This is a genomic window from Pseudooceanicola sp. LIPI14-2-Ac024 (assembly GCF_042188925.1).
Lineage (GTDB): Bacteria > Pseudomonadota > Alphaproteobacteria > Rhodobacterales > Rhodobacteraceae > Pseudooceanicola.
The window spans coordinates 368854-387410 of sequence record NZ_CP170102.1 but is presented as its reverse complement, the minus strand read 5'-3'; the positions used below and the strand labels follow the sequence as shown (position 1 = coordinate 387410).

The following is an 18557-nucleotide window of genomic DNA, read 5'->3' as shown; positions in this document are numbered from 1 at the left end:
GCCTTTGCGTCTCCACTCGCATCGTTGCAATTCACCTAATGCGGATAGGCATGGGATGGAAGGCCGCGCGGCCCCGCAATGTTCCACCGTGCGTCCCGGGCCGGTGACGGAATTGCCGCCATATGATCCCGATTGCGCCTGAAATTGTCCGAAATCGCTCGCCACAACCACGACACGGGGTAGAAAGGCACAGATGCGCAGGACAGACAGATCCCTGGCCGGTTTCACGCTGGCGACGCTGGCGCCGCTGCCGCTCCTGCTGCTGGCGGCGTTCTTTGGCGGTGCCTACGGCTGGGCGGCGTTGGCCTACCTCACGGTCTTCATCACGCTGTCGGACCGGCTGGTGCCCAAAAGCTGGCGCAACCGGAACCCGCAGGCCGAATTCCCCGCCTCGGAGGAACTGAGCCTGTTCCTCGGCGTCGCGCACCTGTGGATGATGGTCGCGGCGGTTTTCTGGCTGGGTGGCCCGAACGGGGTGAACGGGCGCGACGCGGTAATCGCCGGTGTCGCCTTCGGCATCTGGTTCGGACAGGTCAGCCACCCGAACGCGCATGAGCTGATCCACCGTCCCGCGCGCCAGGCGCGCCAGCTGGGACGGCTGGTCTATATCTCGCTGCTCTTCGGTCACCACGCGTCGTCGCACCCAAAGGTGCACCACCGGCACGTGGCCACGCCTGGCGACCCGAACACCGCGCGGGCGGGCGAAGGGTTCTGGCGCTATGCCCTGCGGGCCTGGACCGGGTCGTTCGCGGCAGGCTTTGCGGCGGAACATGCCGACCTGAAGCGCGCCGGGAAATCACCGTTCCAGACGCCCTACGTCGAATATGTCCTCGGCGCCGTCGCGATGGTGGTGATCGCCTATGCCCTGGCCGGCTGGCCCGGGGTCGGCACGCTGGTCGCGCTCAGCGCCTTTGCCCAGTACCAGGTCCTTATGTCGGACTACGTCCAGCACTACGGCCTGCGCCGGGCCGAACGGGCGGATGGCCGGTACGAGCCGGTCGGACCGCAGCATTCGTGGAATTCCCCGCACGCCGTGTCGGGCGCGATGATGATGAACGCCCCGCGCCATTCGGACCACCACGTGCATCCCGGCCGCCCCTACCCGGCGCTGCAGCTGAACGACGTGACGATGCCGATCCTGCCCTACAGCCTGCCGGTGATGGGGGCGATCGCCGTTGTCCCGCCGCTCTGGCGCCGGGTGATGGATCGTCGCCTGCGCCACTGGCAGCCCGAAACCGAAGCGCCCGAGCCCTATGCCTACGGGCAGGAAACCGCGGCCGAATAACCCCTCACGGTGAATCTCATTGGAAGACCCCCGCCCGATGCGGCATGATCGCCGCATGATGCGCCTGACCCTGACCGCCATTGCCCTCGGCCTCTCTGCCACCGCGCTTGCCGCGATGGACGGACCGATGTCGGGCGCCGAGTTCGACGCCTATTCGCAGGGCAAGACGTTCTACTACGGCGCCGACGGCGAAGCCTACGGCGTCGAGGAGTACATGTCCGACCGCAAGGTGCGCTGGTCCTTTCTCGACGGCGACTGCAAGGAAGGGCACTGGTACGAGGAGGCCGGCGGGCTGATCTGTTTCGTCTACGACGACACGCCCGGCGACCCGCAGTGCTGGAGCTTCTACCAGGGTCCCCGCGGGCTGGTGGCCCGGTTCGAGAACAATCCCCAGAGCACCGAGCTCTACGAGGTCGAGAACAGCACCGACCCGATGATGTGCAAGGGCCCTGAGGTGGGCGTCTGACCACCGCCGTCGCCGGGGCGCCGTCCCGGGCGGGCGCGTGCGACCAAGGTCATCTGGCAGCGTGTCAGAAGAGCGAGCCCTGGTCCGGCTTGTCGGGCTGTGCGGTCTTGCGGGCGCTGCCGCCGATCTTCATGCGCCCGTCGGCAAACTGGATCTCGAGCGCGCCGGCCTGTTCGGCCTCGGCCTTGCGGGTGACAAGCCCCCCGGCGCCGTCACGGACCACCGCGTAGCCGCGCTTGAGAGTCGCCTCGTAACCCATTGTTTCCAGGAGACGGTCAAGTCCCGAGAGCCTGTCGGAGGCACGTTCGATCCGCAGCGCGCCGGTCGCGGTCAGCCGTGTCACCAGCTGGTCGAGGTCGCGGCGCTTGCGGGCAATGTCCTGCCGGATCGGTTCGACCCGCAGGCGGGCGGCGCGGGCATCGAAGGCCTCGCGCTGCCGTGCCGTGCCGCGCTGCAGGCCCGGTGCCAGCCGCCCTGCCCGGTCGTCCAGCCGGTCCTGCGCCCGGTCGAGCCGTCCGCGCAGCAGCCCCGGCCTCAGGTGCCCCGCCGTGTCCGACAGCAGCAGCCGACGCCGCTGCACCCCGCCGGTCAGCGCCGCCGGCAGCCGGTCGCCCCAGAGGTCGAGCCGCTGGCGCGGAGCGTCGAGCAGGCTCTCCACCCGCGGCAGGGCACGCGCGAGGTCGCGCAGGCGCTGGCCGCGCAGGGTGATCGCCTGGGTCTCTGCCCGCACCAGCCGGGACGACATGCCGTCGAGCCAGGCCATCAGCTCGACCCGGACCGGCACCGCGCGTTCAGCCGCGCCCGTGGGCGTCGGCGCGCGGTAGTCCGAGACATAGTCGATCAGCGTCGTGTCCGTTTCGTGTCCCACGGCCGAGATCAGCGGGATGTCCGACAAGGCGGCGGCGCGGGCCACCGCCTCTTCGTTGAAGCCCCAGAGGTCCTCGATCGACCCGCCGCCGCGCGCGACGATCAGCAGGTCGGGCCGCGGCAATGCCCCGCCCGGGGTCAGCCGGTTGAAGCCCTCGATCGCGCGCACCACCTCGGGCGCGCAGTTCTGACCCTGCACGGCGACCGGCCAGATCAGCACCTTGCGGGGAAATCGGTCACGCAGCCGATGCAGGATGTCGCGGATCACCGCCCCCGAGGGCGAGGTCACGACGCCGATGATCTCGGGCAGGAAGGGCAGCGGGCGCTTGCGGGACGTGTCGAACAGACCCTCGGCCTCGAGCTTCTTCTTGCGCGCCTCCAGCATCGCCATCAGCGCGCCCGCGCCGGCCGGCTCGACCTCCTCGACGTTCAGCTGGTACTTCGACTGCGGGCCGAAGGTGGTCATCCGCCCGGTGGCGATGATCTCCATGCCTTCCTCGGGACGGTGGCGGAACTTCGACACCTGCCCCTTCCACGAGACGCAGGCGATGACGGACCGGTCGTCCTTGAGGTCGAAATACATGTGCCCGGTACGGGCGACGACCACGCGGCCGACCTCGCCCCTGACGCGGACGTGAGAAAACTCGCCCTCGATCAGCCGTTTGACCGCGCCGGTGATGTCCGAGACGGTGAATTCCGGCGTGTTGCCCGTTGCCTCGTCCTCGAAAAGATCCACCGCCCTGTCCCCGTTCGTGTTGCTCTTGGTCCCAGCATAGCAGAGGCGGCGGGGGCCTCCACCCCCGCCGCCCCGGTCGCGCGCCGTTCAGCGCAGGGTCAGCTCGCCCCGCTGGCTTCCGCCGAGCAGGAACTGCACCCGGTAGCCCTGCACGTCGCGGGTCAGGGTCGCGGGGCCGTTGCGCCCGTTGGTGCAGTCGAGCTGCACGGTCTGCTTCGCGGTGCTGGCCTTGCGCGGCAGGTCGCCCCAGCAATCCGCGCCGCCACCGTTGATCGACAGCCGGTAGGGCCCGTTCTTGCCCGGCCCGAGCCGACCGCGAATGTTCTGGCCGGCCAGCGTGCCGGTGCCGCTGAAGCTGCGGCCGTCCATACTCAGGTCGTCCGCCGGGCCGGGCCGGTCGGGCCGGTCCGGCCGATCCGGACGGTCCGGGTCCGGCCGCGGCGGCCGGGTCGGCCGCTGATCGTCGATGTAGCGGGCGACGGCCTGGTCGGCGGCCCGGATATGGTCGCGCGTACAGCTCCGGTCCTGCTGCAGGCGGCGTCCCTCGGGCGAATAGAGCACGGCACAGCGGTCGCGGAACGTGACCTCGAACTGGCCGAAGGCCGACTGCCGCACGCTCGGGCGCGAGATGCCGGGGTCCGGCCGCCCGGGCCGGTTGCCCCCGTGCGAGACCTGCCGCAGGTAGCGCCCCGCGACCCATCCGGTGATCCGGCCATCCGGTGTCTGGACCTGGCACCACTGGGTGCGCCCGGTGGTGCTGCAGCCGAAGTTGCGCAATTGCTGCCCGTTCGACAGCCGCGCCACGACCGGGTAGTTGGTCGAAGGCCCGGAGCGCATGTTCAGCCGGTCGTTCCAGGCGATGCCGGTAACCTCCCAGTCGGCGCCGCGGTTCTGCACCTCGACCAGTTGCGAAACCTCCACGGCGGGCGGCCGCAGCGGGACCGCCTGCGGGCCGGCCAGCACCGGGGTCGCGATCAGCCCGCCGAGGCAGAGCCCGAGCAGGCGCGAAACTGTCAGACGCATCTGGTGTCCTCCTGAAGCGGTCGGCGCGGTGATCGCCCGAGTCGCTCCCCAGAGGATAGCGCGCCGCCCGGCGGACGCCACCCGCTTGCCCTGACCCCGCCCCGCCGCTAAACCGCGCGGGACAGCGGCGGAAGGCGATCCATGAACATCCTTATTCTCGGCGGCGGCGGCCGCGAACATGCCCTGGCCTGGGCCACCATGCAGAACCCCAAGTGCGACAAGCTGATCGTCGCGCCGGGCAATGCCGGGATCGCCGCGATCGCGGAATGCGCCAGCCTCGACGTGCTCGACGGCGCGGCGGTCACCGAGTTCGCCACCGACAATGCCATCGACCTGGTGATCGTGGGCCCCGAGGCGCCGCTTGCCGCCGGCGTGGCCGACGACCTGCGGTCCGCAGGCGTGCTGGTCTTCGGCCCGTCGAAAGCCGCCGCGATGCTCGAGGCCTCGAAGGCCTTCACCAAGGAAATCTGCGACGCCGCGCACGCCCCGACCGCCGGCTATGCCCGCTTTACCGAGGCCGCGCTCGCCCGCGCCTATGTCGAAGCGCAGGGTGCGCCCATCGTGATCAAGGCCGATGGTCTCGCCGCCGGCAAGGGCGTGACCGTGGCGATGGACCTCGCGACCGCGCTGGCCGCCATCGACGACATGTTCTCGGGCGAATTCGGCGCCGCCGGGGCCGAGGTGGTGATCGAGGAGTTCATGGAGGGCGAGGAAGCCTCGTTCTTCGTGCTCTGCGACGGCACCACCGCCCTACCGATCGGCACCGCGCAGGACCACAAGCGTGCCTTCGACGGCGACGAGGGGCCGAACACCGGCGGCATGGGCGCCTATTCGCCCGCGCCGATCCTGTCGGACGAGGTCGCGCAAAAGACGATGGACCGCATCGTGCACCCGACCCTGGACGAGATGGCCGCGCGCGGCACCCCGTTCCAGGGCGTGCTCTACGTCGGGCTGATGATCCAGGACGGCGAGCCGCGCCTGGTGGAGTACAACGTCCGCTTCGGCGACCCAGAATGCCAGGTCCTGATGCTGCGCCTCGGGGCGCAGGCGCTCGACCTGATCCATGCCGCGGCCGAGGGCCGGCTGGGCGAGATGCGCGTCAACTGGGCCGACGATCACGCGATGACCGTGGTGATGGCGGCCGAGGGCTATCCCGGCAGCTACGCCAAGGGCACCGAGATCCGCGGCCTCGACGCGCTGGCCGAAACCTCGTTCGAGATGTGCTTCCACGCCGGCACGGTCGAGGACCAGGGCCGCATCCTCGCGAACGGCGGCAGGGTGCTGAACTGCACCGCCCGCGGCGCTACCCTGGCCGAGGCCCGCGACCGCGCCTATGCCATGATCGACGCCATCGACTGGCCCGAAGGCTTCTGCCGCCGCGACATCGGCTGGCGCGTGCTGGAAGGCTGAGGAACCGGCGTCTTTCCCCTGGTCCCGTATCCCGGGGGAGCCGCGCGTCAGCGCGGCGGGGGCAGCGCCCCCACCATCCCGCCCGACACACGCCCGCCCCGTAGGGTGCGTGCTCGGCACGCACCGCCCGCGCACCGCCCGCAGCCCGGCACCGATACCCCCCGGACGCTCCGACCGGTCACCGATCGGGCGTACCGCGAGCACCAGCAGGCCAGCGTCCCCTTCAGCGGCAGCTCACAGCCTGCGCCATCGCCTCGGCGCTGTAGGGCCCGAGCGCGCGCGTCACGATCCGTTCGCCCTCGAGCCGCGAGGCCATGACCTGGCGCCACGCGCCATCGGCGGTGATCATCTCCCACCCCTGCCCGCAGTTGCGCAGGCCGCCGGGGATGTGGTCCCAGCCGATCTTGTGGTTGGTCAGACCGGCCGCCTGCGCGACCTCCTGGAACGCCCCGTCGCGGAAGCGCCAGACGCGCAGCACCCTGGCAAGGTGCGGGCGGTCGACATAGGCCACCTCGACATGGCCGTCGCCGTCGAGGTCGGCGGCCCCCAGCGGGGCCAGCCAGCGATGTGCCTGTCCGATGTACGGGGTTGCAGCGACGAGGGTCTCGCCGCCGATGCGCCAGGCCGAGAGGCGGGCGCCGCGGCCGAGGTCGGTCTCGACCACCAGGACCTCGGGGTTGCCGTCGCCGTCGAGGTCGGCAAGACGCGGCGCGACGTCCTCGAACACGCGGGTTTCGGGCAGGCGGATGGTGTATTCGGCGGTGGTGCCGCCGGTGCGCGCGGTGATCCTGAGCGCGCCCCATTCCACGGCATCGCCCAGAACGCCGTGATCGTAGCGCGTGGTGGGCTCGTCGAACCGGGCCGACAGGACCTGCGGCAGACCCTGCGCCACGGCGGGCCCCGCCAGCAGCAGCGCCGTCAGGAGCGCCGCCGCACGGGCCATCAGAATCTGGCGCTCGGGCATCTGCACGACGAGGCCGTCGAGCGCGTCGGTCACCTTGAGCTGGCAGGTCAGGCGGGACCGGGCCGGATCGGGCTCGAAGGCGAAATCCAGCATGTCCTCTTCCATGTCACCCTTCTCGGGCAGCTTCTCGACCCAGGCGGGATCGATGTAGACGTGGCAGGTCGAGCAGGCGCAGGCGCCGCCGCAATCGGCCTCGATCCCGGGAATGCCGTTGTCGCGGGCGCCTTCCATGACGGTCATGCCATTGGCGACGTCGACGGTGTGCTCGGTGCCGTTGTGCTCGATATAGGTGATCTTGGCCATCTCTCTCCCCTGGCTGCGCCCCGCTTGGTCTAGACACGTGGCCTCGCCCATTCCAGCCCCTTTTGCAAGGGCGGCGGACAAGGGCTTGTGAGCGTTGCGTCATGTTCTATATTCGTTCTCATGACGCTCGCCCCGACCGACTGGCCCCGCCCGCCCGCCTGCCTGCCTGCCGCCCTGCTTGACAGGCCGCCGGCGAACGCGCGCGTGACGGTGGCGGGGATCGTGATCCTGCGGCAGCGGCCGGGCACCGCCAAGGGGGTGATCTTCGTCACCCTCGAGGACGAGACCGGGATCGTGAACGTGATCGTCTGGCGCAAGCTCTACGAGGCGTTTCGCCGGGCGGTGATCTCGGGGCGGATGCTGCGGGTCACGGGCCGGGTGCAGCGCGACAGCGGGGTGACCCACGTGATCGCCGAAACGGTCGAGGATATCTCGCCCCTGCTCGACAGCCTGCCGGCGCTCGGGGTCGACAAGCTCTGCGCCCGCGACGGCGACACCGAGCGTCACGCGGCAAGGGTTCCGCGGCACCTCCAAACCGGCTAGACTGCGCGCCAACAGCGGGGCCAACCCCGCACGAGCAGTCGAAAGGGCGTCGATGCGCCTTACCCTCCCGATCCCGGCCCGGGCCGTCCTGCTGTTGCCGCTGGCGCTGGCCGCCTGCGGTGCGCCCGAGGACACCCTGCCCGCGCTCGGCGCGCCCGAGGTCACGCAGATCCGCGCCTCGGCCCCGCCGGGCGCCCTGCCCGGCACCTGCTGGGGCCGCGACGCGACGCCGGCGGTGATCGAGACGGTGACCGACCACGTCCTGGCCGAACCGGCCGCGGTCGATGCCGCGGGCGCCGTCATCCGCCCGGCCAGCTACCGGACCGAGACCCGCCAGCAGATCGTCCGCGAACGGCAGGAGGTCTGGTTCCGCACCCCCTGCCTGCCCGAGATGACGCCCGAGTTCATCGCCTCGCTGCAGCGCGCGCTGGCGGCGCGGGGCCTGCATTCCGGCGCGATCACCGGCCAGATGGACGAGGCGACCCGCCGCGCGGTCCGGGCCTACCAGCAGCCCGAGGGGCTGGACAGCGGGACCCTGTCGCTGGCCGCCGCGCGCAAGCTGGGGCTGTCGGTGGTCGAGATCCCCGGCGCCGGGCAGGACCGCGTGCCGGTCGACGGCTGACCCCGCCAAGGCACCCGCGCCCTTTCGCACGGCGGCGCGGCGTGTATCATGGCCACGACCCGTTCGCGTGAAACGGGCAGACAGGCACGGCGGGGACATCATGTACACACGTCACGGCGGGATCGCAGGATCCGCCCTTCTGATCCTGGCCCTCGTGGCCTGCACCGAGGCGCGGATGCCCGACAGCACCGACGGCGCGGCCTTCTTTGCCGAGAACTGCGTGTCGTGCCACGGCGCGACGGGCACCGGCGACGGGCCGATGGCGGCAGGACTGGCCGACCGGCCCACCGACCTCACCCATCTCAGCCGCGACAACGGCGGGACCTTCCCCGCCGCCCGCGCGCTGAGCTTCATCTACGGCGATCCGCAGCAGGGCCACCTGGCCCGCGTGATGCCCGAGTTCGGCGGCGCGATGGCCGAGGACCTCGTCCCGGTCGAGATCGACGGCATCCTCACCCCGACCCCGCGCGAGCTGGCCGGGCTGCTGGCCTACCTCGAAAGCATCCAGCAGTAGACCCTAGCCGTCGATCTGCCGCAGCAGCGCCTCCACGGCGGCCTTGAGCTGCGGGTCCTCGCCCGCCTCGATTGCCGCGGGCGGGGTGCGCACGATCTCGTCCGGCACGATCTCACGGTTCTCGAAGAAGTCGCCCTCGACCGTGCGGAAGCCGATCTGCGGCACGCCGAGCTCCACCCGCTTGTCGAGCTGGTCGGGCCGCAGCACCGCCGTGCCGGTCCCGGGCACCCGGTCGCCCACCGTCGGCCCGAGCGCCTCGCGCTTGTAGTAGTACGGAAAGACCGAGGCGTCCGAGTAGTTGAAGGTGTTCATCAGCAGCGCCGTCGGCTTGGCCCAGCGGATGTAGGGCGTGGTGCCCATGTCGACCCCGTTGCGCGTCACCAGCCCGGAATGCCGGGTGCCGGTGAGAAAGCTGGTCAGTTGGTCATGCAGGTTGCCGCCGAGGTTGAAACGGGTGTCTACGATGGCGCCTTCCTTGTCGCGCGCCCGGCCCATCAGGTCGGAATAGACCTGCCGGAAGGCGTCGTCCTCCATCTTGCGGACGTGGGTGTAGCCGAGGCGGCCGCCCGACATCTCGTCCACCATGGCGCGGCGCCGGTCGACCCAGCGGTGATAGGCCAGCTCCCCGTCGGTGCCCGGCGGTGCGGCGCGGACCGGCACGTCCACGGGCGCGCCTTCGCCTGCGGGCTGCACCGTCAGGCGCAGGATGCGGCCGGCCTTGCGGTTCAGCAGCGGATGGATCTCGGCATCGGCGGCGATCTCGTCCCCGTCGACGGCCAGGATCACCGCGCCCTCGGTCAGCGGGTCGCCCACCAGGGCGGCGGGCCCTCCGGGCAGGACGGCGGCGATGCGGACACCGGGCCCCTCGTGCAGGGTGTCGGGAATGATCCCCAGCTCGGCGGTCTGGTCCCAGCCCGGATTTGCCCACTTGAACCGCGGCGTGAGGTGCGAGGCGTTCAGTTCGCCCAGCATCTCGTCCATCAGCTGCACGAAGTCCTCCCAGTGGCTGATGTGCGGAAGGTACCTGGCATAGACTTCGCGGACCGCCGGCCAGTCGACGCCGTGCATCTCGGAATCGTAGAACTTGGACTGCACGAAGCGCCAGTGGTGGTCGAAGATGTACTTCATCTCTTCCACCGGGTTGAACGTCGCGCTCAACGTGAAAGGCACCGGGGCGCCCGCCCCGTTGGCCAGGTTCACGGTCTCGATGGCGTTCTTGTAGATCAGGTAGGCGCGCGTCCCGTCCGGGGTAAGCTGGATGTCCGACAGGCCGGCGGGCGACTTGACAAAGACCTGCCGCGGCTGGCCGGTGGAAAGGTCGATCATGTCGGCCTTGAGCACGCCGTTTGCGGGCAGGAACGACACGAGGAACATCGCCTTGTTGTCATCGGTGATCCGCGCCAGAACCGGGATGATCGGCGCGCCGGTGACACGGGCGGTCCGATAGGCCAGCCCGTCGAAGTCGAGCGGCACCGGCGCCTCGGCCTCGGATTCCTCCGCGGCATCGTCGGCAACGGCCGCCCCGGTCGCCGCCGCATCTGTCGGCGCGGCTTCGGTCCCGGTGTCCCCGGCAGGTTGCACCGTGGGCCGCACCGCGGCATCCCCCAGTTCGCGCCGCATGAAGCCTTCGGGCGTCAGGTAGGCCACCATCACGTCCTGCATCCCCGGCTCGAGCGAGAGGTTGCGCTGCGAGAAGCGGTCGGTCGCCCAGTAGACGATAGAGCCGTCCGGGCTGAACCCGCCCCAGGTGTCGCCGAAGCCCGAGTTGCTGATGTTGTGGCGGGTGTGCTCGCCGTCCGTCTCGACCATCTCGACCTCGGTATTGGTCGAGATGAAGCCGGTGGTCGTCACGATGTGCCGCCCGTCGGGGGCCCATTCGAAGTCGAAATCGTTCTCGCCGTAGAAGTAGGTCGCGTCGTCCGGCAGGACCTCGGTCGTCTCGCCGCTGGCGATGTCGAGCACGCGGATGGCATTGCGGTCGTCGCGATAGGCGATGCGGGTGCCATCGGGCGAATAGGCCGGTTGCAGCGCGTCGGTCTCGGTGTCGATCGCCACGCTCTCGGCGAGTTCGATCGCCTTGAGGAACGAGGTGTCGCCCTCGCGCACCAGCGCGGTCTCGTAGATGTCCCAATCCCCTTCGCGTTCGGCGGCGTAGAGAAGCTTGCGGCCGTCCGGGGCAAAGCTCACCGATCGCTCGGCCTGCGGCGTGTCGGTGATCCGGCGCACCTCTCCGCTGGCGGGCGACACGACGAAGATGTCCCCGCGCGCGACCAGCGCGATCTCTGATCCGTCGGGCGACACGGCGGCATCGCTGATCTCGTCGGCCAGGTCGGCATAGACCTCTCCGTCGTAGAGCGTGCCCTGGCGGATGGTGACCGGCACCTTCACCGGCTCTGCCGCATCGGGATCGAGGCGCCAGAGCTCGGTGTCGTAGGTATAGACCAGCGTGCCGTCATCGGCGACCGAGGCGAAGCGCACCGGCAGGCCGTCGTGCGCGGTCACCTGTTCGGGCGGCGTGCTGCCGTCGATGGCCCGCCGCCAGACGTTGAACGTCTGGGGGGCTGCGTCGGGGTCGGTGATCCCGGCCTCGGGCATCTCGGTCGTCCAGTAGAGCATCGTGCCGTCACCCGAAAACGACGGGCTGCGGTCCACGCCGCGGTAATCGGTGACCTTGGTATGGGCGCCGGTCTCGAAATCGAACAGCCAGACATCCGGCGTCCCGTCCGAGATCTCGCCCTTGCGCCAGAGCGATTCCGCTGATTTCCGGTCGACATAGGCCATCGTCCGGCCATCCGGGCTGACGTCGGCCTGCACGGTCGGCAGCGACATCACCAGCCGCGCGCGCCCGCCCTCGACCGGGACGCGCATGACCACGCCGATGTGCTGGCCCAGCCCGTCGATGTAATCCGCCTTGGCGTCGCCCGCGACGGTGGCGGTGATCAGCACCTCGGTCCCGTCGGCGGTGAAGGCCAGCGGCGCCTCGGCCCCGGAATGCTCGGTCAGGCGCCGGATCTCGCCCCCGTCGACCGGCATGACGAAGACGTCCGAGATGTTGAACCGGTCCGAGGCAAAGGCGATCATGCGGCTGTCGGGCGACCACTGCGGCGCGTTGCTTCGAAACTGGCGTTCGGTCAGGGGGATCGCCTCTCCGCCTGCGCTCGGCACGATCCAGATCTGGCCGCGGTAGGCAAAGGCGATGGACTGCCCGTCGGGCGACACCTGCGCGCCCCGGATCCAGTACGGCCCTGCATCGGGTGCCGCGCCGTCGGCCTGGGCGTGGGCGGCTGGACCGGCACCCAGTGACGCAAGAGCGGCCAGCGCCAGCAGGCGGGCCAGGAACGGGCGGTGTCGGGTGATGGGCATCAGGGCTCCTCCGGTGCGTCGTCTGTCGCGCGGGTGTCGGGTGCGAGTCTGGGTCGGCGGCCGATCCGCTGTCTATCCATTTTCCGTTTCCGCCTGTCCGATACCCGCAGGGCTGGCGGCCCTAGCCCCGGGCGCGGGCCAGCGTCTGCGACGGCAGCTCTCCGAAGTGCAGCCGGTAAGCCTGGCTGCAACGCCCGACGTGGAACAGCCCCACGGACATGGCGGCCGAGGTCACGCTGGTGTGCGGAGCCGAGTGCTGCAGGAGGCGGCGCATCTGTTCGAGCCGGACCTGGTTGAGATAGGCGCGCGGCGTCTGCCCGCACTGGGCTTGGAACGCCGCCTGCAAGGTGCGAGGTGCGACCCCGAGGCGGGCGGCAATGTCCGCGATGGTCACCGCGTCGTCGTAGACTGCCGCGATGTGATCCTTGGCCCGGCCCACCAGCCGGGCGGCATCGCGGCCGGGTCCGGGTCGGGTGACGGCCCCGCTGTCCGACAGAAGGCCGCGGACCATGTCGTCGATCAGCGCCTCGAACGCGTCGAAGGCGGCAGGCCTGGTGGCGCCCGGCGTTTCGGCCATCCCGAACGCCAGTTGCAGCAGGTCGATGCAGTGCCGCTGCAGCCGGTCGTCGCGCGGGCGGTACCAGGCGTCGGCACGCAGGCCGCCGGGCATCTCGCCGGCCGGCCCGATGATGGTGAAACTGCGGTAGCGGCCGTCCGGCCCGGGGCAGAGCCGGCTGGTCCGGTCCGAGGGCGTGATGGCAAAGCCCTGCCCCGGCCGCGTGTCGACCACCTGCCCCGCGACCTCGACCACCGATCGGCCGCTGAGCGGAAAGGTCAGCGCGGTACGATCCGCCTCGGTGAAACTGGCGCAGTGGCCCGTCGTCTCGACCGCGATCACGCGATAGCCGCGGCGGCCCGGCGACAGCGCCCGATGCGTCAGGCTGCCATCCGCATCGAAGAACCGGAAATGCGAGGTCCGCGAGAACAGGTTGGGAATATCGTCCGGTGCCGCTTGCGAGAAGCGGCTGATAGCGCAATGCGTCATGAAATTCCCTTCGCCCGAGAACTCAAACAACTAACGTAACGTTAACCGTGCATTGCCGCCCTGTCGAGCGTGGTCTGACCGACGCCGCCGCAAGGCCAGCCCGCCCGCCCTGCGCATAGCGGATAATGCCGACGCCGTTTGCGGATAGCCGGGCCGCCGCGCCGCGTCGTAGCCTCGTCCCGTCGCCCGTGGGCCGCAACGCGCGCCAAAGGGCACTCAGAGGGTTCGATCACCTGTCGCGGGGTAGAAGATGACTGTTCCTTTCCACACATTCGCAACCACCGGCCGCCGTGTCCTTTCGGCGCTGACGTTGAGCATTGCCTGTGCCGTCCTGACCGTCCCCCGTGCCGGGGCCGAGGCCAGCGGGCCGGATTACCTCAAGGTCTCGGGGGTGGCGCGGGACGACACGCTCAACATCCGCTCCGGTCCCGGCACCGGCAACCGCGTGGTGGCGGTGGCGCCGAACGGGGCGGTGTTCCGCAACCTCGGCTGCCGTGATCGCTGGTGCCATGTCGAGACGCCGGATGGCCGGGTCAACGGCTGGGCGGCGCAGAGCTACCTGTCCGAGGCAGCCGCGCCGTCGCATCACACCGCGGACGCGGCGCCGGAGCTGCACGTGCGCGGCAGCGGCGAGTACGAGGTCAGGTTCGCCGCCGGATGCACGGTGCTCTTCAATGGCGGCGGGCACCGGATCAACGCCGGCGGATCGTGTTACCGCGACCAGCTGTCCCGCGCGCAGGATGCGGTCGATCGCTATCGCCGCGAACAGGGCACCGGCACGGCGAACACCGAGGGCGGCGGCGCAGGCGGAAACGTGAACCTGCGGGGCGTGGGCGTGATCTATGGCGGCGGCCAGACCAGTGGCCAGGTGATCGGCCACCGCGAAGGGCACTACGCCGTCATCATCACCGCGCCGAAAGAGGGCCTGACCTGCACCGCCAAGGTCGATCACGCGCCCGGCACGGTCCGGAGCGAGGCGCTGAGCATCCATTGCAGCAACGGCGTCAGCGGGTTCGGTTCCCTCACCCAGAACCGGGGCGGCAACCATTACACGCTGGCCTTCACGCTGACCGACGGATCGGGCGGCTACGTGCTGTTCTGACCGGGGGCAGCGCCGAAACGAAACGGGCGCCGCAAATGCGACGCCCGTTCCAAGTGGTGATCCGATGCGCGATCAGTTCGCGTCGGCAGGTTCCTCGACCGGCAGCGCGACAAAGCGCGGATCGCCGGCACGGCGGACGAGCAGCAGGATCGATTTTCGGCCCGCGTCGCGCGCGTCGGTGATCCGGGCTTCCAGCTCTTCCAGGCTGGCGACCTTCTGCTGGCCGGCCTCGGTGATCAGGTCACCGGCGCGCAGGCCCTTCTCGTAGGCATCCGACATCTCGTCGACGTCGACCACGACGAGGCCCTCGGCGTTCTCGCCAAGCTCGAGCTGCTCGGTCAGTTCCGGGGTCACGGGGCTGAGGGTCAGGCCCATCAGCTCACGCTCGTCCGGTGCCTCGGTCTCGCCGCCCGGCTGGGCCGCGGGGATCGCGCCTTCGGCCTGTTCACGGCGGCCGAGGGTGACTTTCAGCACTTCTTCCTTGCCGTCCCGCAGCACGACCACGCGCACCGTCTTGCCGACGGTGGTGTTGCCGACCTGGCGCACCAGTTCGCGGGTGTCGTCAACCTGGGTGCCGTCGAATTCGACGATCACGTCGCCGGATTTCATGCCGGCATCCATCGCCGGGCCTTCGGGCACGTCGGTGATCAGGGCGCCGCGGGCTTCCTGAAGGTCCATCGCCTCGGCCATGTCGTCGGTGACGTCCTGGATGCGGACACCCAGCCAGCCGCGGCGGGTTTCGCCGAATTCCTGCAGCTGTTCGACCACGCGCTTGACCACGTTCGACGCCATCGAGAAGCCGATGCCGATCGAGCCGCCGTTCGGCGAGAGGATCGCGGTGTTCACGCCGACGACTTCGCCGTCGAGGTTGAACAGCGGACCGCCCGAGTTGCCGCGGTTGATGGCGGCGTCGGTCTGGATGTAGTCGTCATAGGTGCCGCTGAGGGCGCGGTTGCGGGCGGACACGATGCCGGCCGAGACCGAGAAGCCCTGGCCGAGCGGGTTGCCCATGGCCACGACCCAGTCCCCCACGCGCGACTTGTCGCTGTCGCCGAAGGTGACGAAGGGCAGCGGGCCCTCGGCCTCGACCTTCAGCAGGGCGATGTCGGTCTTGGGATCGGTGCCGATCACCTTGGCGTCCAGCTCGGTCCCGTTGAAGAACTCGACGGTGATCTCATCGGCGGATTCGATGACGTGGTTGTTGGTGACCACATAGCCATCTTCGGAGATGACGAAGCCCGAGCCGAGCGCGGAGGACCGGCGCGGACGGTTTTCCTGGTCGCCATTCCGGTCACGGAATTCGCGGAAGAAATCCTCGAAGGGCGAGCCTTCGGGCACGATGGGGTTCATGCCGCCGGCATTGGCGACGGTGGTCGACGTGGTGATGTTCACCACGGCGGGGCTGAATTTGTCCGCCAAGTCCGCGAAGCTGTTCGGCCGGTCCTGCGCGGTGGCAGTCTGGGCCAGCATCGCCACGGCCAGCATCGCGCTCACGATGACCGACCACAGGCTCCAGCGCATCGGCTGGTCCCGGTTTTCGGGCTGGGTGGCGTAAGCCAGTTGTTTCACACCCGTTCTCCTCTTTTGAGTATCTGCGCGGTCGCGGCGGGATGCCGGGCCGATCGCCAAGTCCTTTTGCGGGATGCGCTGCGGCATCCTTGCCTCTTGTCTTGCAATGTAGAGGAGAACGCCCGCAACTCAAAGCCTGTCGCGTCCGCTCAACTGGCCGTGAAACCGCCGTGACGCTACCTAGCGGCAGGTGGTCGGATGCCCCCGGCAGCAAGACACAATCGTCGGTCACGCCATCGCCCAATATGCGATCCGTCCGGTTAACATTTTAACATTGCATTGCACCCATCGGGCGCAGGACCATCCCGGCCGTCATGCGCCGAGGGTCTTGGCCACCCAGACGAACAGCACCCCGGTCGCCAGCGCGACGAGGCCCAGGTTGCGGCGGGTCGTCTCGGGCATCAGGCGCAGGGTTTCCAGCAGGCGCTCCACAAGCGAAGGGGCCAGCGCATAGGCCAGCCCCTCGAAGATCAGCACCAGCCCGAGGGCCAGGAATGCCGTCGCGATCATTCCGTCGCGGCCGGCGCGGTGGTGGCGTCCTGGGATGCCTCCGGCTCCGGCGTGGCCTCGGCCGACGGTTCGGTGCCGGCCTGGGGCGCGGTCTCGTCGGCTTCCGGCACCTCGACCTCCCCGGTCGCGACAGCCTGCTGCGCGAGGTCGGGGTGCGAGGTTTCGAGGTAGTTGAAGAACTCGCTGTTCGGCGACAGGACGAGGGTCGAATTCTCGCCCTTCAGCGCGCGTTCATAGGCACTGAGCGAGCGGTAGAAGTCGAAGAACTCGGGATCGCTTCCGAAGGCATCGGCATAGACCGCGTTGCGCCGGGCGTCGGCCTGGCCGCGCACGATGTCGGCCTGGCGGTTGGCGTCGGACACGATCTCGACCTGGGTCCGGTCGGCCTGTGCGCGGATGCGCTGCGCGGCCTCGTTACCACGGGCGATCTCGTCCGCGGCCTCGCGTTCGCGTTCGGCGCGCATCCGCCCGAAGGTCGCATCGAGGTTCTCGCGCGGCAGGTCGGTGCGTTTCAGGCGGACGTCGATGATTTCCAGCCCGAGGTTCGAGGCCTCGTTCACCGCGCCGTTGCGGATGCGCTGCATCAGCGCCGCGCGGTCCGACGACAGGATATCGTTGGACGACACCGAGCCGAGGATCTCGCGCGTCTGCGAACGCAGGATCGAGTCCAGCCGGCTTTCCGCGGCCTCGATCCCGCCCGAACCGACGGCCCGGCGGAACTGTTCGACATCGGCGATCCGGTAGCGCGCGAAGGCGTCGACCACCAGGCGGCGATCATCCAGCGGCGTGACCTCGAGCGGGTCGATGTCGCGCGACAGGATGCGGTCGTCATAGCGCACGACCTCCTGGATCAGCGGGATCTTGAACGCCAGGCCCGGGTCTTCCTTGACCGAAACGACGCGGCCGAACTGCAGCACCAGGGCCTTTTCCCGTTCGTCCACGATGAAGATCGAGGACACGAACAGGACCACGGCCGCGACGGCGATGACGATGAATGCGGTGCTCTTGCGCATCAGTTGCTCCCCGCTTGCGGCGTGTTGGACTGGGACCGGGTCAGTTCGTTGAGCGGCAGGTAGGGCACCACGCCCGAGCCGATCGCGCTGTCGTCGAGGATGATCTTGTCCACGTCGCCCAGCACCCGTTCCATGGTTTCGAGGTAGAGACGCTTGCGCGTCACTTCCGGTGCCTTCGCGTACTCCTCGCGAACCGAGGTGAAGCGGCTGGCCTCACCCTCGGCCTCGTTGACGACGCGGGCACGGTAGCCTTCGGCCTCTTCCAGAACCTGCGCGGCTTCACCGCGGGCGCCGGCGAGGACGCGGTTGGCATAGGCGTCGGCTTGGTTGGTCAGGCGTTCACGCTCCTGCTCGGCGGCCTGCACCTCGCGGAAGGCGTCGATCACCTCGGCCGGCGGGTCGGCCTTGTCGAAGGTCACCCGGACGACGTTCAGACCGCTGTCGTAGCTGTCGAGCGTGGTCTGGATCAGGTCCTGCAGCCGGCCCGCGATCACGCCGCGGTCGCGGTTGAGGATCGGGGCCAGTTCGGACTGGGCGATGATCTCGCGCATGGCCAATTCCGACACCGCGCGGATGGTCATCCGCGGGTCGCGCAGGTTGAACAGGTACTTCGCCGGGTCGGCGATGTTCCAGACCACCTGGAAATCGATGTCGACGATGTTCTCGTCCCCGGTCAGCATCAGGCCCTCTTCGCCCTGCCGCCCGCCGACGCCGATCTCTTCGGTCTGTTCGCGGGTGACGGGGATGACCTCGGCGGTCACCAGGGGCCAGGGGGCGAAGTTCAGGCCCGGTTCCCCGATGGCCGAGAAATCGCCCAGGAAGAGCTCGACCGAGCGTTCTTCGGGCCGGACCGTGTAGAAGCTGGCAAAGGCCCAGAGCCCCAGCAGGACAAGGACGATCAGGCCGATGGTGCCGCGGGTGAAGAACGGGCCGCTCGGCGTCGGGCTGCCGCCCTCTCCGCCGGGCTGGCGCGGGCCGCCGCGGCCGCCCATGAGCACGCGCAGCTGGTCCTGCCCCTTGCGGACAAGCTCGTCGATGTCGGGAATCTGTCCCCCTCACCCGGTCGCTTGCCCCCGTTGCCGGGCCGCTGCCCGCCGTTGTTCCCCTGGCCGTCGTCGCCGCGGTTGCCACCGCCGCCGCCGCCCCAGGGTCCGCCGGAATGTCCAGCCATCGTGTTCCTTCCCTTGACCTTAGTCGGTATCCCTGCCCCTTAGCTGTGCAA

The 18557-nt window shown here is 69.7% G+C and carries 15 protein-coding genes and 2 pseudogenes; 7 read left to right on the top strand and 10 right to left on the bottom strand.

The features are described 5' to 3' along the window. The first annotated feature begins 193 nt into the window (after positions 1-193). The gene (locus tag ACE2AC_RS01830; protein WP_375690430.1) at positions 194-1285 is read left to right on the top strand and encodes an alkane 1-monooxygenase; all 1092 of its coding nucleotides are present in this window, start codon (positions 194-196) and stop codon (positions 1283-1285) included. 55 nt (positions 1286-1340) lie between these two features. Beyond that, positions 1341-1751, top strand: a complete 411-nt coding sequence (locus ACE2AC_RS01825; RefSeq protein ID WP_375690429.1) for a hypothetical protein — start codon at positions 1341-1343, stop codon at positions 1749-1751. A 64-nt stretch (positions 1752-1815) separates the two neighbouring features. On the opposite strand, the gene xseA is transcribed toward ACE2AC_RS01825, so the two are convergent. Both xseA and ACE2AC_RS01815 read right to left on the bottom strand, forming a co-directional pair. Continuing rightward, complete coding sequence (xseA, locus tag ACE2AC_RS01820; protein ID WP_375690428.1) at positions 1816-3354, bottom strand: exodeoxyribonuclease VII large subunit; 1539 nt, start codon at positions 3352-3354, stop codon at positions 1816-1818. Between the two features lie 87 nt (positions 3355-3441). Next, positions 3442-4377: an SH3 domain-containing protein gene (locus ACE2AC_RS01815; protein ID WP_375690427.1), complete on the bottom strand. Its 936-nt coding sequence runs from the start codon at positions 4375-4377 to the stop codon at positions 3442-3444. A gap of 141 nt (positions 4378-4518) precedes the next feature. Between ACE2AC_RS01815 and purD the strand changes: the two genes are divergently transcribed. Continuing rightward, complete coding sequence (purD, locus tag ACE2AC_RS01810; RefSeq protein ID WP_375690426.1) at positions 4519-5787, top strand: phosphoribosylamine--glycine ligase; 1269 nt, start codon at positions 4519-4521, stop codon at positions 5785-5787. A 223-nt stretch (positions 5788-6010) separates the two neighbouring features. Here purD and ACE2AC_RS01805 read toward each other — a convergent pair whose 3' ends face one another. Together ACE2AC_RS01805 and ACE2AC_RS01800 are read right to left on the bottom strand one after the other, a co-directional pair. Beyond that, the gene (locus tag ACE2AC_RS01805; protein ID WP_375692056.1) at positions 6011-6730 is read right to left on the bottom strand and encodes an FG-GAP repeat domain-containing protein; all 720 of its coding nucleotides are present in this window, start codon (positions 6728-6730) and stop codon (positions 6011-6013) included. 3 nt (positions 6731-6733) lie between these two features. Further along, a pseudogene (locus ACE2AC_RS01800) lies at positions 6734-7054 on the bottom strand (2Fe-2S iron-sulfur cluster-binding protein); the annotation flags it as partial. 120 nt (positions 7055-7174) lie between these two features. Here ACE2AC_RS01800 and ACE2AC_RS01795 point away from each other — a divergent pair. The 3 genes from ACE2AC_RS01795 (at position 7175) to ACE2AC_RS01785 (ending at position 8733) form a co-directional block, all read left to right on the top strand. Then, positions 7175-7597, top strand: coding sequence for an OB-fold nucleic acid binding domain-containing protein (locus ACE2AC_RS01795; protein WP_375690425.1), 423 nt, complete (start codon positions 7175-7177; stop codon positions 7595-7597). 52 nt (positions 7598-7649) lie between these two features. After that, positions 7650-8219: a peptidoglycan-binding domain-containing protein gene (locus ACE2AC_RS01790; protein ID WP_375690424.1), complete on the top strand. Its 570-nt coding sequence runs from the start codon at positions 7650-7652 to the stop codon at positions 8217-8219. A 100-nt stretch (positions 8220-8319) separates the two neighbouring features. Beyond that, the gene (locus ACE2AC_RS01785) at positions 8320-8733 is read left to right on the top strand and encodes a c-type cytochrome (RefSeq protein WP_375690423.1); all 414 of its coding nucleotides are present in this window, start codon (positions 8320-8322) and stop codon (positions 8731-8733) included. 3 nt (positions 8734-8736) lie between these two features. Here ACE2AC_RS01785 and ACE2AC_RS01780 read toward each other — a convergent pair whose 3' ends face one another. Together ACE2AC_RS01780 and ACE2AC_RS01775 are read right to left on the bottom strand one after the other, a co-directional pair. Beyond that, complete coding sequence (locus ACE2AC_RS01780) at positions 8737-12096, bottom strand: S41 family peptidase (protein WP_375690422.1); 3360 nt, start codon at positions 12094-12096, stop codon at positions 8737-8739. A gap of 121 nt (positions 12097-12217) precedes the next feature. Beyond that, positions 12218-13141, bottom strand: coding sequence for a helix-turn-helix transcriptional regulator (locus ACE2AC_RS01775; protein WP_375690421.1), 924 nt, complete (start codon positions 13139-13141; stop codon positions 12218-12220). A 250-nt stretch (positions 13142-13391) separates the two neighbouring features. Between ACE2AC_RS01775 and ACE2AC_RS01770 the strand changes: the two genes are divergently transcribed. Continuing rightward, on the top strand, positions 13392-14243 hold the full coding sequence (locus tag ACE2AC_RS01770; RefSeq protein ID WP_375690420.1) for an SH3 domain-containing protein: 852 nt from the start codon (positions 13392-13394) through the stop codon (positions 14241-14243). Between the two features lie 72 nt (positions 14244-14315). Here the strand turns inward: ACE2AC_RS01770 and ACE2AC_RS01765 are convergent, their stop codons facing one another. From ACE2AC_RS01765 to hflK, 4 genes and pseudogenes are all read right to left on the bottom strand, one after another. Next, a complete protein-coding gene (locus tag ACE2AC_RS01765; protein WP_375692055.1) occupies positions 14316-15728 on the bottom strand; it encodes a Do family serine endopeptidase in 1413 nt (470 codons plus the stop codon). 396 nt (positions 15729-16124) lie between these two features. Continuing rightward, a complete protein-coding gene (locus ACE2AC_RS01760) occupies positions 16125-16322 on the bottom strand; it encodes a DUF2065 domain-containing protein (protein WP_375690419.1) in 198 nt (65 codons plus the stop codon). After that, the gene (hflC, locus tag ACE2AC_RS01755; protein WP_375690418.1) at positions 16319-17335 is read right to left on the bottom strand and encodes a protease modulator HflC; all 1017 of its coding nucleotides are present in this window, start codon (positions 17333-17335) and stop codon (positions 16319-16321) included. Before hflC ends, ACE2AC_RS01760 begins: the two co-directional genes overlap by 4 nt. Further along, positions 17335-18506 (bottom strand): annotated as a pseudogene (hflK, locus tag ACE2AC_RS01750) (FtsH protease activity modulator HflK). Before hflK ends, hflC begins: the two are co-directional and overlap by 1 nt. Positions 18507-18557 lie beyond the last annotated feature (51 nt).